Genomic DNA, 16,625 nt, shown 5'->3' with positions numbered 1-16,625 from the left:
TTTTTCATCTGATATATATAAAAAAGCACCATTCCTATTAGAATGGTGCGCCGCTTAATTACATGCTTTTTCTCTTTTTCATTAGCAGTGCCATGCAGATTGTGATGAGCGTAAAAGCGATAAAGGCCAAAAACGGGATCGTGATGAATCCTAGCCAATTTATATACTCACCTGAGCAGGGAACACCGCTTTGGCACATTTCGAAATGCTGTAGTGCTGGAATTTTTTGCAGACTATAGTGATACCCTGACACCAACATGCCCAAAATCGATAATGGGAGAATGTATCGATAGATTTTCAGGTCCTGTTCATAAAAGGCCCGGCCCAATAAGATAACGAGCGGGTACATCAGGATCCTTTGATACCAACAAAAGGTACAGGGTACATAATGGAGAATCTCACTAAAGTAGAGACTTCCAGCAGTGGCGATGATGGACAGGATCCAAGAAAATAATAGTGGCTTGTTCATCACTATTTCTCCTTCGCTGCATCATCAACCATTTTCACTAAATCATCGATTGTATTTCCTTCAAACTTCTTGCCATTGACAAATAAGGAAGGAGTTCCAGTAACGCCCAATTCGTCGGCCAGCTCCATATCCTTGTTCCATTGGTCCTCGGACTTTTTGGCTTTAAAGGAGGTAACGACTTTTTTCACATCTTTGTCATTTGCGATTTCTTTCAATGTTTCTTCTAAGAATTTGTCTGTAAAGACATCTTCCTTTTCATATTTCAGGTCAGCTGGCTGCTTTTCGAACAAAAGCTCATGAAATTTCCAAAAGGTCTCATTTCCTAATTCCTGATAAACACTTTCCGCGAATTTAGCAGATCTGGTTGAATCGACGTTAATGAACGAATAATTCATGAAATAAAATTGCGCTTTTCCTGTATCAATCAATTCACTTTGTATAGAAGGGAAGAATTGCTCCTCGAATGTCTTACAGACTGGACATTTATAATCCCCAAATTCCACTATTTGGACAGGAGCTGATTTTTCTCCCAAATAAGGCTGTGATTTATAATCGATTTCATTAACGGCTGTATCTTCGTCTTTCCCATTTGCTAAAAATATAAAGCCAATAATGATTACAGCGATTAACCCGATGATCCAAAACGTGAATGCAGAAGATTGCTTTTGATTACCCTTTTTTTTATTAGCCATCATATACCTCCATCACTTGTTGTTGTGCCGATATTTCTTATCCAGCCATAGCGGCCGATTTCAGTTCCCCCTTCCTGCACCTTTCACCTGTAACTGATTTATTTACACGTTATAATATAAGATTCACCATCTGGTTTGTCAATTACACATACCTTTTATTTTCGCCTTTGCAGAAACGGCGTGACTTGACAAGGAAACGGATCATGGATAAATATTATTCTTGCAGGCCATTATAACTTGTAACCACTTGAATTACATGTTAAATAATTTATACTATATAAGAATAGAGATTTTAAAGGAGAGAAAAAAGAGATGTCCATCAGTACCCGCTTTTCCGTAGGAATCCATATATTATCTCTTTTAGAAATAAATAAAGAAGGTGTTAACACTTCTGATTTCATTGCAAAAAGTGTAAACACCAACCCAGCCTTAATCAGAAAAATCACCGGCATGCTGAAGAATGCTGGTTTAGTGAATGTTCGGCCGGGTATCGCAGGAGCAACATTGGCCAAGGAATTATCGGATATCACTTTGCTCGATGTTTATCAGGCTGTCAACGTTGTCTCCGATAAAGAATTATTTGGAATCCATGAAAATCCTAATCCAGCATGCACTGTTGGAAGAAATATACAAGATACAATAGAGCCCATCTTTTCAGTTGCTGAACTTGCCTTGGAAAAGGCATTGGGAGTGGTGACGATCGAGGATGTCGTCAGAGGTATTCTGGAAAAGGATAAAAACTAATTAGCAAAAAAACACATGAGTCCGACTCATGTGTTTTTTCCTGTTTTCTTATTTATACTTAGGAACTTCAATTGTCAATTTATAGGAATCTAGTAAACTATACAAATTATAAATCTGTTTCACTTGTTTTGTTGCCCAGCCAATATCAGTGGCATACTGGTGTGAAGCATATCCATATTTCTCTGCAGCTGTAGGATTCCATCTCATTTTGTAAAGCGTGTCCTGTCCAGAGGATATATATCCTTTGGCGATGAATTCTGCACCGCCTATGATGGCCGCTTCCGGAGTGAACCAGCCTGCATTATAGGCGTATTGAGCGCCGCTGCTTAGCGCCGTTCCGTCAAATGCTCCCACTCCATACATATTATAGACCGTTTTCCCGTTTACCTTTACGCCAGTCGCTAACGGTGATGTGCCATTCCCGGTCTCCAGCAAAGCATGTGATATCAGGTAGATTTCATTGACCCCATATTTTTCCCCTGCCGCAGTGAAGGTTGCAGCTTGGCCTTGTAAAATCCCTTTTCCTGAAAGGATTCTATTATTAACTTCTGAAACGTTCATGTTGGTGACTTGGGAAAGCTTGACGAATTGGAATGAATTGACTGGATCATTCACAAAATTATTTGGGTTAAGATTATATTTTATATCTTCCGGACTGGCATTTACCCATGTCTTGTTATAGTCCACCTCATACCAATAGTATCCATCAGAGCCCTTTACTTTCGATTTAATATTCAATGATTGGTTATTGCTGACAGGACCGACTACCCAATAATTAGAACCAGCTCCGCCCCTGACACGCCATCCGGTTCCTTTAACCGTACCTTTTGTTGAATTGATCAAAGTTAATCCATCTTCACGTATGTAGGTTTTATACTTTTTATCCGTTTGACCATTTACGGCCATTTGAATTTCAACCATCTTTTCCATCGTAAGATTATACTCTTTATCAATCCTGATTATCGATCCATTTGAACTACCCGGACCTTCCGGTGCTTTGGCCGTTAAATATTGCGTACTGACATATCCGGTTTTTCCATTGGCCGTGACTCTTGACCAACCATTAGACTCTGAATAAACCGTTACGGCCGTATTGTTTACAAGCTTGGCTATAATTGAAGCGGAAGCTGATGCAGCAGATCGCATATTCAGACTGGATCCATCATTTACATTTACATATTTAACTGACGTGTTTCCTTCGTCTGGATTCAGCCCCGGTAAAGGACCAGGCTTCGTTGCTGATAGATATTGCGTATTGACATAACCCTCTCCGCCATACGCTTTAACTTTTGACCAGCCATTTGATTCCGAGATGACTTCTACCTCTACACCCCTTGCCAATTTCACAATGACGGAAGCACTTTCTGACGGCTTATTCCGCATATTCAGTGAACCCGTGCTGACATTTACATATTTCGTTGTCGTTTTTTCAGGTATGGATGGTTTGGATTCCATTCCAGGCTTTGTCGTCGAAAGATAGTCAGTACTAACATACCCATCCTTCCCATTTACCTTGATTTTCGCCCAACCCTTTGATTCCGAATACACCGTCACTTCAGTTCCTCTTGACAGCTTTGCGACTATGCTCGCACTTTCCGACCCGCTTTTTCTCATATAGAGTGTTCCAGAGCTTACGTTTACATATTTCGTCGTCGTTTTTTCAGGCGTTACGGCCGTTGATGGTTTTGTTGTCGATAGATATTTCGCACTGACATGCCCGTCTTTTCCATTTGCTTTGATCTTGGCCCAACCTTTGGATTCCGAATAGACCGTCACTTTCGTTCCTTTTGAAAGCTTCGCGACTATGCTCGCGCTTTCCGATCCGCTTTTTCTCATATTGAGAGTTCCAGAGCTTACGTTTACATATTTCGTCGTCGTTTTTTCAGGCGTTACGGCCGAAGATCCCGATCCTGGCTTTGAAACAGATAGATATTTGGTGTTGACATATCCGTCCTTTCCATTGGCTTTGACTTTCGCCCATCCATTGGATTCCGAATACACCGTCACTTTCGTTCCTTTTGAAAGTATGGCGACTATGCTTGCGGTAGCTTTTCCACTTTTTCGCATATTGAGTGAACCCGTGCTTACATTCACATATTTCGTCGTCGTTTTTGCAGGTGTGGCTACCGTTGATCCCGATCCCGGCTTTGAAGCAGACAGATATTTGGTACTCACATATCCTTCTTTTCCATTGGCCTTGATTTTCGCCCATCCATTGGATTCCGAATATACCGTCACTTTAGTCCCTTTTGAAAGTATGGCAACAATGCTTGCGGTAGCTTTTCCACTTTTTCGCATATTAAGTGAACCCGTACTCACATTCACATATTTCGTTGTCGTTTTAACCGTTGCCGCAGCTTTGGTTACCGTTCCAGGCTTCGTTGCCGAGAGATATTTAGTATTGACGTATCCTTCTTTTCCATTGGCCTTGATTTTCGCCCAGCCTTTGGATTCCGAATACACCGTTACCTGTGCACCTCTTGTCAGCTTCGAGACTATGCTGGCACTATCTGTCCCATTTTTCCGCATATTTAGTGAACCTGTGCTCACATTCACATATTTTGTTGTCGTTTTAACGGTCGCCGCAGCTTTATTTACCTCTCCAGGCTTCGTTGCCGAGAGATACTTGGAACTGACATATCCTTCTTTTCCATTGGCTTTGATCTTCGCCCAGCCTTTGGATTCCGAATACACAGTCACCTGTGTGCCCCTTGTCAGTTTCGTGACAATGCTGGCACTATCACTGCCGCTTTTTCGCATATTAAGTGAACCTGTACTGACATTCACATATTTTGTTGTCGTTTTAATGGTTACTGCAGTTTTCGTTAAAGTCCCTGGCTTTGTTGCCGATAAATACTTGGTACTGACATATCCTTCTTTCCCATTGGCTTTGATTTTCGCCCAGCCTTTGGATTCCGAATACACCGTTACCTGTGTGCCATTTGCCAGCTTTGCAACTATGCTTGCACCTTCCGCCCCGGTTTTTCTCATATTGAGCGATCCGGAATTTACCTGTACAAACATGACGTCTTCAGTTTTGGCCTGTTCCGCATGTAGTGGAGCTGCAGATATTTTTTCTTCGAAAGCAACTGTCGACAACACCGCAAAACAGAAAGTTGGTATAATTAATTTCTTCATCTCATTCTCCCTACTAAAGAATTATATTTTTAACATTTATTTAAATATCGGTTAAAATCAGTATAATAATATAGGTAAATATACTTATTCATCTAAAATATATCATATTCCATTAGATCTATATGGAGATGAAGCAGATTGTAACATAATAGTAAACTAATAGACATTTAAGTAATTAAATAGAAATATTAGCAATGAAGCTTGTGCGACAAACAAATGATGAATATAAAGTATATTGATATAATTACTTACCACTCAAATTAATAAGGATGAGACGAGCATCTTTCTGCCTAAATCGAATATATATATAGGGTAAGCACCAATCCTTATATTTGACGGATAGAGGCAATAACCTATATAATTACTGTATATAACTTATAAGAATCCTTCTGTTAAGGGGAGTAGCTATACAATAAAGTCGTCAGTACAGGATTGAATCCTCGGCTTTATTGGCAACTGATTTTAGTTGTTTGCAAGACCTTGCCGATTATTTGGTGAGGTCTTTTAATTTTTAAAAGACGGTATAACCAATAATCGGTTATACCGTCTTTTTTGATTCGAAAAATTGCACAATAGAGGTGAAAAGTATGCAGAACTATAATGAATTAGCTAAAAGCGTTAAGATTTCCGATGATAAAAAGCATATATTGCTTGATGCCGACCCATCTTTATCACTAATCGGAAAAGGCCGCAGCGCATATGTATTCCGGATACATTCCACCAATAAGGCACTAAAAGTGTTTTTCCCGGATCATACACACACAGCTAAAGTTGAAGCTGAAATATACAAAACCGTCCAATCCATCGATTACTATCCAACCCTATATGATGCGGGGGTAAATTACCTGGTTATAGATCACATTGAAGGCAACACTCTTTTTGAATGTTTAACATTGGGAATCCCGATAACGGAAGAAAACATTGCGGAGATAGACCATGCCCTGCAATTGGCAAGGAAAGAGGGATTGAACCCTTCGGATATCCATTTACGAAACATCTTCATCACTTCCGAAAAAAAGGTGAAGATCATTGACGTTGCAAGGTTTAAGCAAGTGAAATCCTGCAATCAGTGGCACGACTTGAAAAGTGCCTTTCACCTTTTCTATTCGAAGTCATTTTTTCCAAAGAAGATTCCAAGCTTCATACTGAATTCCATTGCAGCGATTTATAAAAAGAGATTTCTGCCCATCTGATCCTTACTATAAAAAAATCACATTGGAGGCACATATGAAAAAAATAATGACCATTGCTCTGCTGTCCATCCTTACATTAAGCGGATGCTCAGCTTTAGAAGAAGTCAATTCATCATTGGAGTATGCAGATAATGCGACGGAGTATGTAAATACCGTTAAGGATTTTTCCAATGAGGTTCCCGCAATGTCACAGGACGCCGTCACGAATGCCGAAGTAAGAGCAAATCTTGAAAAGGAACTGGAATTGATTAAAACGGAAATTGAAGAATTCAATGCAACTGAACCACCCCAAATCGCTGAAGGCATCCATGAGAAGATCGTCAGCTCAAATCAACAGCTTTCAGATGGAATTGAATTATATCTGAATAATATTGAAAAGGGCCAAATTGATCCTAAGGCATTGGAAGATTCAGAGATAATGAAATCAATCGATAATATAACGGGATTGGCAAAACAAATTGAAGAGTTGGGAAATTAAGCATCATGCAATGAATAAAAAGGATTCGCCTGAAACAAATTATTGACATGAAACCAAAAGGTTTTATATAATCAACAAAGCAAAACCAATTGGTTTCACATTTTCACTTAAAAAGGAGAATCATTATGGAAAATACATTACAGGATATCAAGAAGACGGTTATTCTTGAAGCACCTATCCAAAAAGTTTGGGATACAGTTTCCACTGCAGAGGGCATAGCTTCATGGTTCATGCCAAATGATTTTCAACCGAAAGTGGGACATGAGTTCCATGTGCAATCCCCCTTCGGTCCATCTCCTTGTAAGGTAATGGAGTTAGATGCTCCTCATCGCCTTTCATTCAGTTGGGATACGGACGGTTGGTTCATTTCCTTCATTTTAAAAGAAGTGGATGGCAAAACGGAGTTCACCCTTATTCATGGCGGTTGGAAAGAGCCTGATACGATTCTTCCGAAACCGAACGAAAAAAGCTCAGTGATTCGCGATAGAATGAATCATGGCTGGGAACAAATCGTTAATCAAGGTCTTAAAAAGGCTGTTGAGGGCTAAGTGTCTGCAGCAGAAAAACATGATGTATTTCAGGCTATCGCCGACCCGACCCGCCGAAAGGTCCTGCAATTGCTTGCTGAAGGGGATTTACCCATTTCAGAAATTACTTCTCACTTTTCCATGAGCCGTACAGCGATTGCCAAGCACCTTCATATCCTTTCTGAAGCTGAATTGGTCAGTGGCCGGAAGGTAGGAAGAGAGAAACGCTTTCGGCTTCAGCCGGAACCTTTAGCTGAATTGAAACAGTGGCTTTCTTTTTACGATCGATTCTGGGATAACAAATTATCCATCCTTAAACATGCGATTGAAAATTCAGGGGAAAATGGATTGAAAGTCATCGAAAAAGAAAAGGACACGAATGAACCATCATAATGAAGAAAAACCCCGGCGCATTGCACCGGGGTTTTTCTTCATTAGTTTATGCATCCATCTCAATATTGTGTGCTTTGCGCTTCTTGATGACCATCGTTAGCAATAGCAGCAGATTAAAGACAATGATGCATCCAGTAAGGAACACTATACTCGTTGTCAATGCATCCGCTCCAAGGCTCGTACTCATCGCCTGACGGAAGCCCATGACAGAGTATGTCATCGGTATGAACGGGTGAACATGACTGAAGAAGTTATTGGTCAGCTCCACAGGGAACATTCCTCCGCTTGCACCTAACTGTAATACAAGGAATATCATCGCCAATAAACGACCTGGATTTCCAAACCCTACGGTCAAGAAAGTAACGATGAACATGAACGTAAGTGAAGTCAGTATGGAAACCCCAATGAATTGCCCCATGTTCTCGACCTGTAAATCCATTCCCCAAACCATGATCGCATCCAACACTAATGCAGAAAGCGTCGCTTGGATAAATAGGACCGTAAATTTACTGAACCACCATGCCACTCCTGATGTAGGCCTTGTAGAAGGCAATCCTGTCGGGAATCCCATATTGAAGGCAATAGCTCCAACAAATAACCCTAGAGACAATACATAAGGAGCCAGTGCATGACCATAATTCGGCACGTCACTGCTTTTTTGTTCTTTGACCTGTGTCGGTTCAGCAATCATGCTGTAATTATCATCGTTTGTTTTATTTTCACTTATTTCTTCTGCACCATCACTGAGTTTTTCCGAAAGCTCGACAGTTCCATCTTCAAGTGAGGTGATTCCATCACCCAATTTACCGGAACCTTCAGCAAGTGCTGATGAACCTTCATTGATCTTACCTGCGCCATCAGCAAGCTGGATGACTCCATTGCTCAAAGTAGGCAGATTGCTTGCCAATTGTTCAGTGCCTTTAACAAGTGCTGATGAGCCCTCATTCAAGGCCGCTGAGTTGGCATTCAGTTGATTGGCCCCATTAGCCAGTTTGCTTGCCCCTTCGCCGACTTGGCTAACACCAAATGCGTACTTCTCAAGACCATTCCCAAAGGAGGATGACCCTGATTGCAGTTGTGAAACTCCATCAACCAACTGACCAGATCCCTCAGTTAGTTTTGAAAGGCCATTATTTAACGAGGAACCGCCTTGTGCTAACTGGTTGATCCCCTTCACTAATTCTGGTGTCCGTTCATTTAAACTTTGTGTTGCCGCCGTTAATTGATTGCTTCCTTCGACAGCTTCATTCAAGCCGCCATTTAATTGGGTCGCACCAGGAATTAATTGTTCTTCCAGTGCGTTCCTTATTGCCGTATATCCGTTTAACGCTGAAACAGCGTTTGGATTGACTTTATTCACCGCATTATTTAAATTGGCCACTTGTTCCGGAAGCTGGCCTAATCCATTCAATACAGGCATTACTTTATCCGTTAATTGCGTTGATAAGTCGGATACACTTGCAGCAAGAGTCGATGCGATTCGTTTTTGTGCTTCCGCCTGGCTTTGAAGTTCATTTTGAACCGCTCCGATTAATTCGGATTGCTGTTCACTGGTCATGCTTTTGAAGGCTTCCGTGTTTTGAACGGCATTGATCGTGCTCTGACCATTATTCGCAATCGTTGATTGAAGTTCCGTTAAAGCCGCTTGACTGTTATTGAGATCTTCGGTAATGCCGGATACGGTACCGGACGTGCTGCTTCCTGCTGGAACCGCTTCTTGCAATTGATTTACACCGCTTTGAATGCTTGTCAGTCCTTGCTTAAGCTGATTCAGCTGTTCTTCTGCGGGCAATTGGCCATCCATTTTTTTCAGGCCGTCATTTAATGCCTGGCTACCTTCTGCCAGTTTATTGATTCCCTGATTTAAACTCTGCTGACCTGCTGCCAATTTTGGAATTCCTGTCGATTGGTCCGTCAGCTGGCTTGCATTTTGTGATAATTGATTCAACCCATCATTCAAATTCGCACTGCCTGTTTGCGCTTGTGCCAATCCAGTATTTAAAGTTTGCGCTCCTGGAACCACTTTGGCCAAACCAGTGGAAAGTTGGGAAGAACCTTGTATAAGTGCTTCACTATTACTAGCTAATTCCCCTGTGCCTGATGCTAGTTCATCCGCACCCTTTTGCAACTGACCGACACCGGAAGTATATTGTGAAATTCCCTTATTTAGATCCGATGCGCCACTTTCAAGCTTGTTGGCTCCTTCCAAAAACTCGCCAACGCCAATTTGAAGTTTATTCGCTCCATCTTTAAAAGTTAATGTGCTCGAAGCTAACTTATTCAGATTTTCCGTCACTTCTTTGTTTCCATCATGCAGTTTTTTTGCACCGTCATCCAATTTTGATGCCCCATCTGCCGCATCGCCGAATCCTTCTCCGATTTCATCCAGTTGGGAGAAGATCGCTTCCGCATATTCTTTTGTGACACTTTCGGCAATTTCCGTTTTCAAATTATTCGTTGCCTGTTTCCCGACCGTTTCAGAAACGAAACTGCGTCCTGGATTCACATCATACGTCAGATTCATTTTTTTGGGCTTATCATCCATGACGGTAGATGCATTTTTTGAAAAATCCTCCGGAATGGTAACGACCATATAATATGTACCATCATCAAACCCTTTTTTCGCCGCTTTTTCCGTTACGAAATGCCATTCTAAATCATCATTGTCCTTTAATTGCTCGACTAGCTCATTACCGACTGTTAAGGTTTTTCCCTCATATTCCGCCTTCACATCCTTATTCACGACTGCAACAGGCAATTTGCCTGTATTTCCGTATGGATTCCAAGCAGAACTAAGGAATAACCCCCCATAAATAATCGGGACGAACAGTAAAACGATTGCGACACCGACCAGTTTTCGATTTGTAAGGAAAAGCTTCCATTCTTGTTTAAGCATGTTCACTTCTTTTCACCTTTCTTTTCACGCAGTACATCACTCAATGACGCGGTATTCCAATTAAGAGTCGGTATGTCCGTGGTGCCAAAGCTTTCTTTAAGCAAATCTACCACTGTTTGGCTGGAAAAGAACTCTATTAAAAGTTGATCCGCCCGAGAAAACATCCGACGAAGGACGTCCATTCCCTTCTCTGCATACTCTCCATCTTTAAACGCTTTTTCTATAAGTCCTGTATCCGGAAACATCGAAATGGGACCTTCCATCGCCTCAATAATTTCAAGGTTTTTAATCTTATCTACACTTTTGGCAAGAGTAAGGCCGCCGTTATTACCAGGAACGGAAGTGATTATCTGCTTTACGACCAATTTCCTTATGATTTTTTTCAAATAAGAAGGAGACACCTCTAATCGCCTGCTGATCTCATTAGACGAAAGCGGGACATTTTTATCCTGGGTAGAGAGTATAACGATGATGCATATGGCTTGCTCGACCCCTTTTGTTAATTGCAAATCAGTTCACCTCTTTTAATATGTATGTAGATATCATATATCCATAATGGATATTCGGTATCTATAATTAAAACCCGTTTCACCTTAGAAATCAAGTCATTTCTAGAAAAAATTTCTAAAAAAAGATGAACCCCTCATTACAGCACAATAAGGGGTTCACCTTTTCAAGATCTTTTATAGGTCATTTAGAAATTCATTGACCGCTTCTGGAGTTTTAGCATTTGCACTGTGGAGGTGCGCAACCTTTTCCCCATTTTTAAATACTAATAGTGATGGAATTCCCATTACCGTTTGCTCTTCAGAAATCTCAGGGAACTCGTCACGATCGATCGTAAACCACTGTTTGTCTTGATGTTCTTGAGTGATCTCATCGATGAACATGTCTAAACGTTTGCAGTCCGGACACCATGTAGTCGTAAAAATCCCGACTGTCAGTCCCTCTTGGTTGATTTGTTCACGATATTCTTGTTCTGTATTGATATTTTTCATGATTGTCTCCTCCGGGCTTTTCTTATCATCATACTTTAATCCATGAATTAATGTACTCAAGGATTAATATATAATTAATTCCTTCACAGCACAAACGGTTTATCCTTGATCCGTTTATGTACCTTTTCTATGCTTCGGGAAAAAGCCTCACAAAGTCTTCTTTTAAAATCATGGTTCGGGGTGAGACACTTACGAACCCCTTTGGCCACCAAACTGAAAAAAGCCACTATCCAGTGGCGTTTTCACTTCATTCATATTGGTAGAGTAAGCTGCCAGGAAACACCAAACTTATCAGATACCCAGCCGAACTTCTTACTAAAGAAATAGTCACCCAATGGCATCATCACTTGTCCGCCATCAGTTAAACTCGAATAAAGGCTGTCAATTTCCTCTTCACTATCACATGTAAGGAATATTGAAAACGATGGTGTAAACGTAAATTGATGCTTAACATTGCTATCGATGCACATAAATTCCTGATCTTTCAAGGTAAAGGTAGCCTGCATGACGCTTCCCTCTGTACCTGATTCATTTGCACCATACCGAACAATGCTCGTTATTTTCGATCCTTCGATTAAAGATGTGTAATAATTCATCGCTTCCTCCGCATTACCTTCGAACATCAAGAAAGGTGTGACCTTCATCATTCTCATCAAACTCCTTTTCATCTTTAATTAGTTTCTTGCATTGAATCATGGCGCCCACCAGTTACCTGAAACCACGATCATTGTCTGTAATTTTATCGTATTGGCAAAATAATCATCATCATCTTGGTCCTGTACCGTCCGATTCCATAACATGTTAATCCATTGCTGATTGGAGGAATCAACCATGGCACTCACCATGAATGGAGCAACGAAGCTTGTACTATTCCCTTCTTCCACGGTTTTTCCGCTTAGCGTATAACCGGATTGGATATTTTCTGGGTTGCCATCCGTTTCCGCTTTAATCCAATCATTCATCTTCTTTAATTGCGGCAGGGCTCTTTCATCACCAGTCAGTAAGTAATCGAGCGTATAGCGCCAAGGGGTCCTGCTGCTGTTCCAGCTATAATTGCCGTCATTCTCCCCTTCTAAAAAGCCCGCTTCTGCCGGCTGATATTCTTCCTTGGATTGTATAATGAAGTCCGGCATGAGGCCAGTATTGCCGCTTTCCTCCTTAAAAATCGAATGAATGATCCTATAGGCCTTATCCGTTACACCTTTCCATTCATCATTCCCAGTTGCCGCCTCAAATGACTTAAAATGATTGAGAAGAAGGTCAGATGAACGAGTCGATTGTCCATATACGTCATCTTCATCTTCCGCCCAGTCCCCTAGTTTAACAAGGTACTGCGACCGATTTATCTCATTCGACATGATCGCATCCAAGATGTCCTTTGCACTGGCAAGATAGTCAATTTCCCCTTCACTTCCCCACTGGCGATGTGCCAGTAATAACGAATAGGCGATATCCATATCGCCATCAGTTGCTGAATCGGCATCCCCTGGCGTAGTGATGATTTTACCCGATTTATCCTTTACTTGCTGCCACGCCATTAATGAAGGGTCATTATCACTTCCATGCGCTTTATAAAAACGATAAAGCCCATCGAAGTACTGCTTGTCCTGGCTGCCTGCCATGATCGCCGTTATCATCATCCCGTAACCATGGGCTTCAGAAACGGTCACTGCATTCTTGGGCTCTGCATAACCTTTATCATTGTAAAAAATATAATATTGATCATTTTTATCGATAGGCTGCTTAAGATATTCCTTTCTCCAGGTTTCATAAAAATTCGCTACGGCAGCATCCATTTCCTCCTGTGACAGATTGTCAGGTTTTATCGTACCCGCTTGATAGACTGTATGCTGTGGAAATGCCCTTTTACCGGCGATCTCTTTCTTTTTGATTTGAGATACCAATGCTATCGAGGCAATGATCCCGAAAATGATCACGCCCATCGCTATCAATAAACTTCTTTTTTTCATGGCTTTGCTCCTTCGGTTATGGTGCAGTATTCACTTCATTTTTATGTTCGGCAAGGAACATTTCAATGGTGTTGTTAAATTCTTTTAGACTGCTAAACTTGTCATATGTTATCAACTTTTCCTCTATTAAACATGACTTTTCTTATGTAATTCCAAAATGTCACAAGCTCTTTTGGATATTTATGTTAAAATTAACATTGGATTCTGAGTGTTTCTACTTAAGTAGTTTTTTAAATGAAAAAGGAGTGTTTTCATGAATCGAATTTGTAATCAGTGCCAAACTGAAATGATAGATAATTGCAAAGTAAATGTTCAGGGCGGAATGTATGGGATAAAGATTAGTCAAAAGAAAGGACTTTTCAGTAGTGTTTCTGCAAACCCTAAAGCATCTGTATGCCCAAATTGTGGTTATGTAGCTTTCTATATTGATGAGTTTAGAGAATTTATTAAGTAAAAATATAAATATATACAGCTAACCGACGTTTGTGAGCAGAAGGAGTAAAGGGTGAGTTAACAAGCTCAGCTAATATCGTTGCCATAGTATCCGAATTGTACCTTTTGTTTTCAAAAATAAATCAGATTACCATAAATGATTACGATTTATTCAAAATTTTAACATAGCCTTATTTAAAAAAAGTGAAACTCCTAATTATATATTAGGAGTAACAAGCTTATAATCGTAAGACTCGCATCAGTAATGAGATTAAATGGTGGTTTGGAGATATATCAATGGCAGGAAGCCCTGCTTCTGTGCTAGCTTTCATGATTCCAATCGGTCGCTTGAAGTTTATTACCAAAATATAAATCTACATCATTCCACCTTTTTCAGTTCCATAAATCCTTCGCCATCCAATGAAATATCCAGTTGCTGATTTATGACTAGCGAAAGCGGAAAGATTTCCGACTCTTTATCCGAGAAAATCCAACGCCGTTTCCTTGGACCTAAAAGTAAAAACGAACCTGCTTCATGTTCCCCCATGAAATTCAACCCATCTTCACTTATCGCTTCACCCTTCCTTACAGGTACACCATTACTTATTAACTGATTTCCCAAAGCCCTGACTTCATCTGTCGTAATGTTTATTTCACTGATGCACAGGACGTTTTGAGTTGAAAAAGACTCAGCCTCGGATTCGGGTGATACGGAATATCTCGATATGAATTCGACAATGTTGCCTGAAGGGTCTAAAAAATAAAAAGAATGTGCGTCTGAAAAGCTGAAATAAACTTCGTCATCATCATCTTCTCTAGTCAATTCCACTTTTGATTTCGCCCATGCTTTTGCCGAAGTAAATAAATTGGTCGGTATGTTCATGGCAAAATGGTAAAAAGGCTTTTCCTTGTGATGATATTTTTTAATTTCAAGTACACTTTCCCCAGCCTTAATTTCAAAACCATCATCAGTTTGCGATAGTAACTCAAATCCTAATACATCAACATAAAAACTCCGCATTTCATTCCAGGCATGACTATACAAAGTGACCTTATTGATAATCAACATCCAATCCCCCTTCCGCTTAACAAATATTGTAAAGATATCCTCCATTTATGCAAACATTCCGTACTATTCAAAAACTATATAATTCTATTCACCCTTTCTATTTTTACCACAAATATCCAATGAATTAACGACAGGCCAACTCAAAAAGGACCGCCGAATTCGGTGGTCCCTCGTTTCAGCCTTATTGAAAGGTTCACTCTTTAATTTTCAGTCCAAGCATGGCTGCAAAAACTATCGCTTGGTCCGGGGAAACTTCGCATCCTTTCAGATCTTCCGGGGATACGGTAATCCTTTGAAATGTAGAACTGCTAATATCAATTCCTTTGAGCGGTGTCCGGGAAAAGTTCACTTCATTTAATCTACATGTTTCGAACTTCACTTTAATGAATTTACACTCATAATAATCAGCACTTTCCAATGAGCAATGATCGAACCTCACTTGCTTTAAACTGGAATAACCAAAGGCACTTAAATTCAAGTTGCAATTCTCAAAGAAGACATTCCCTAAACTTGCGTCAGACAGGTTAATGCCTAAAAGTTTGGACTCTTTGAATTCCACACGATGAATCGAGCCGCCCATGAAATCGGCATTCGTTAAATCGCAATGATCAAAAATGACATCCGTCAGCTCGATATTCCTGAATGATACATCGCTGAATGTCACATTTTTAAAAACAACCTGTGATAATACGATTTTATCCATCTTTTCTCTATCGATCGTGCAATTGGTTATGATACAGGACTCAAGATAAGGCTCATCCTGATAATATATTTCCTGAAAGTTCGCTTGTGTTAAGTCTTGAGGGATCTTTGGCTGTTCAATTTTGATTTTGCCTGACATATTATCACCTTTTCGCTTTATTCTTCAATCACTGATTTATCCAATCGATAGGGTTCATCGCCGGTAATATAGCAACTGGTCCACTAAATTTCGACTTAACTATAAACTACATTTCAGTGAAGTTCAATCTAAGAATTTTGCGAAAATGACTATTATTTTTCGTTATTTTGTGTCAACATTTTGCACAAAAAAAGCTGCCTCATCGGCAGCCTTGCTTACTTCATGATCGTATTGAATCCTGTTGGCATCCGGAAATAATATAGAGCTGCACCTATTATCGCTATCATTCCGCCTATCAGAAAAAATGCTGTAAAGATATTTCCTCCAACAGTCGGGGAATTGGATACAAAACCACTTGAAAACAGAAAAAGGACACCAAATCCCAACAAGAATAGAGCCATTTTTTTAATCCTTCTTTTGAACAGGATATATCCCGTAAGTATGATTAAGTACGATGAGGCTAGGACCATAAGAAATGGAAATAACGGTTTGAATTTTGCGGCATACACGAAATAATCAAAATTCGAAATATCATCTGCATCCATTGCCTGATCATCATTTACTTGTGTGAAAGGCGTGGAATACTTCCATTCCGAAGGTCTATCCAGAATTTCACTGCCTTCATACCAGGTACAAAACGTAAAAACCATAAAGAAAAGTGCAGTGATAATCATTTGTAAAAAATTATTAAAAGTCAATATCATCTCCTCCAGCTGTCATTATACCAATAAGTGGGTAATTTTCAACCGGAGCCCAAAGTGATAAAGCAATATGTAAACAAACAC

Annotated in this window: 17 protein-coding genes; 6 read left to right on the top strand and 11 right to left on the bottom strand. The window is 40.2% G+C overall.

Annotated elements, in window-relative coordinates:
• Nucleotides 1–58 precede the first annotated feature (58 nt).
• Complete coding sequence (locus tag ABOA58_RS03525) at nt 59–469, bottom strand: disulfide oxidoreductase (protein WP_350301226.1); 411 nt, start codon at nt 467–469, stop codon at nt 59–61.
• Between the two features lie 2 nt (nt 470–471).
• Nucleotides 472–1,161, bottom strand: a complete 690-nt coding sequence (locus ABOA58_RS03520; protein WP_350301225.1) for a DsbA family protein — start codon at nt 1,159–1,161, stop codon at nt 472–474.
• Between the two features lie 312 nt (nt 1,162–1,473).
• Here ABOA58_RS03520 and ABOA58_RS03515 point away from each other — a divergent pair, with 312 nt between their 5' ends.
• Entirely contained in the window at nt 1,474–1,905 is a 432-nt protein-coding gene (locus ABOA58_RS03515; protein WP_350301224.1) for an Rrf2 family transcriptional regulator, read from the top strand.
• A gap of 48 nt (nt 1,906–1,953) precedes the next feature.
• Here ABOA58_RS03515 and ABOA58_RS03510 read toward each other — a convergent pair whose 3' ends face one another.
• The gene (locus ABOA58_RS03510) at nt 1,954–5,043 is read right to left on the bottom strand and encodes an SH3 domain-containing protein (protein WP_350301223.1); all 3,090 of its coding nucleotides are present in this window, start codon (nt 5,041–5,043) and stop codon (nt 1,954–1,956) included.
• A 587-nt stretch (nt 5,044–5,630) separates the two neighbouring features.
• Between ABOA58_RS03510 and ABOA58_RS03505 the strand changes: the two genes are divergently transcribed.
• From ABOA58_RS03505 to ABOA58_RS03490, 4 genes are all read left to right on the top strand, one after another.
• On the top strand, nt 5,631–6,236 hold the full coding sequence (locus ABOA58_RS03505; protein ID WP_350301222.1) for a protein kinase family protein: 606 nt from the start codon (nt 5,631–5,633) through the stop codon (nt 6,234–6,236).
• A 34-nt stretch (nt 6,237–6,270) separates the two neighbouring features.
• On the top strand, nt 6,271–6,714 hold the full coding sequence (locus ABOA58_RS03500) for a DUF6376 family protein (RefSeq protein ID WP_350301221.1): 444 nt from the start codon (nt 6,271–6,273) through the stop codon (nt 6,712–6,714).
• 119 nt (nt 6,715–6,833) lie between these two features.
• Nucleotides 6,834–7,262 carry an SRPBCC family protein gene (locus ABOA58_RS03495; protein ID WP_350302780.1) on the top strand — a complete coding sequence of 143 codons (429 nt, stop codon included), beginning with the start codon at nt 6,834–6,836 and terminating at the stop codon, nt 7,260–7,262.
• Nucleotides 7,263–7,634 carry an ArsR/SmtB family transcription factor gene (locus ABOA58_RS03490; protein ID WP_350301220.1) on the top strand — a complete coding sequence of 124 codons (372 nt, stop codon included), beginning with the start codon at nt 7,263–7,265 and terminating at the stop codon, nt 7,632–7,634. It abuts the gene before it with no gap.
• A gap of 46 nt (nt 7,635–7,680) precedes the next feature.
• Here ABOA58_RS03490 and ABOA58_RS03485 read toward each other — a convergent pair whose 3' ends face one another.
• The 5 genes from ABOA58_RS03485 to ABOA58_RS03465 all read right to left on the bottom strand — a co-directional run bounded on the left by ABOA58_RS03485 (nt 7,681) and on the right by ABOA58_RS03465 (nt 13,498).
• Complete coding sequence (locus ABOA58_RS03485) at nt 7,681–10,530, bottom strand: YhgE/Pip domain-containing protein (protein WP_350302779.1); 2,850 nt, start codon at nt 10,528–10,530, stop codon at nt 7,681–7,683.
• A 2-nt stretch (nt 10,531–10,532) separates the two neighbouring features.
• Entirely contained in the window at nt 10,533–11,039 is a 507-nt protein-coding gene (locus tag ABOA58_RS03480; protein WP_350301219.1) for an Rrf2 family transcriptional regulator, read from the bottom strand.
• Nucleotides 11,040–11,213: 174 nt separating this feature from the next.
• Nucleotides 11,214–11,576, bottom strand: a complete 363-nt coding sequence (locus ABOA58_RS03475) for a thioredoxin family protein (RefSeq protein ID WP_373689809.1) — start codon at nt 11,574–11,576, stop codon at nt 11,214–11,216.
• A 203-nt stretch (nt 11,577–11,779) separates the two neighbouring features.
• The gene (locus ABOA58_RS03470) at nt 11,780–12,175 is read right to left on the bottom strand and encodes a VOC family protein (RefSeq protein WP_350301218.1); all 396 of its coding nucleotides are present in this window, start codon (nt 12,173–12,175) and stop codon (nt 11,780–11,782) included.
• A gap of 45 nt (nt 12,176–12,220) precedes the next feature.
• Nucleotides 12,221–13,498: a glycosyl hydrolase family 8 gene (locus tag ABOA58_RS03465; protein WP_350301217.1), complete on the bottom strand. Its 1,278-nt coding sequence runs from the start codon at nt 13,496–13,498 to the stop codon at nt 12,221–12,223.
• A gap of 253 nt (nt 13,499–13,751) precedes the next feature.
• Here ABOA58_RS03465 and ABOA58_RS03460 point away from each other — a divergent pair, with 253 nt between their 5' ends.
• Nucleotides 13,752–13,952, top strand: coding sequence for a nucleic acid-binding protein (locus ABOA58_RS03460; RefSeq protein WP_350301216.1), 201 nt, complete (start codon nt 13,752–13,754; stop codon nt 13,950–13,952).
• Nucleotides 13,953–14,309: 357 nt separating this feature from the next.
• Here the strand turns inward: ABOA58_RS03460 and ABOA58_RS03455 are convergent, their stop codons facing one another.
• The 3 genes from ABOA58_RS03455 to ABOA58_RS03445 all read right to left on the bottom strand — a co-directional run bounded on the left by ABOA58_RS03455 (nt 14,310) and on the right by ABOA58_RS03445 (nt 16,538).
• Complete coding sequence (locus ABOA58_RS03455; RefSeq protein ID WP_350301215.1) at nt 14,310–14,999, bottom strand: VOC family protein; 690 nt, start codon at nt 14,997–14,999, stop codon at nt 14,310–14,312.
• Between the two features lie 193 nt (nt 15,000–15,192).
• Nucleotides 15,193–15,840, bottom strand: a complete 648-nt coding sequence (locus tag ABOA58_RS03450; protein WP_258832223.1) for a pentapeptide repeat-containing protein — start codon at nt 15,838–15,840, stop codon at nt 15,193–15,195.
• Nucleotides 15,841–16,055: 215 nt separating this feature from the next.
• Nucleotides 16,056–16,538, bottom strand: coding sequence for a DUF4306 domain-containing protein (locus tag ABOA58_RS03445; protein WP_350301214.1), 483 nt, complete (start codon nt 16,536–16,538; stop codon nt 16,056–16,058).
• Between the last annotated feature and the right edge of the window lie 87 nt (nt 16,539–16,625).

Origin of the sequence: Peribacillus frigoritolerans (assembly GCF_040250305.1) — a bacterium.
In the GTDB taxonomy this organism is placed as follows: Bacteria; Bacillota; Bacilli; order Bacillales; family DSM-1321; genus Peribacillus.
Note: the sequence above shows the minus strand (reverse complement) of the source record. Positions and strands in the feature narration are given on the sequence as shown.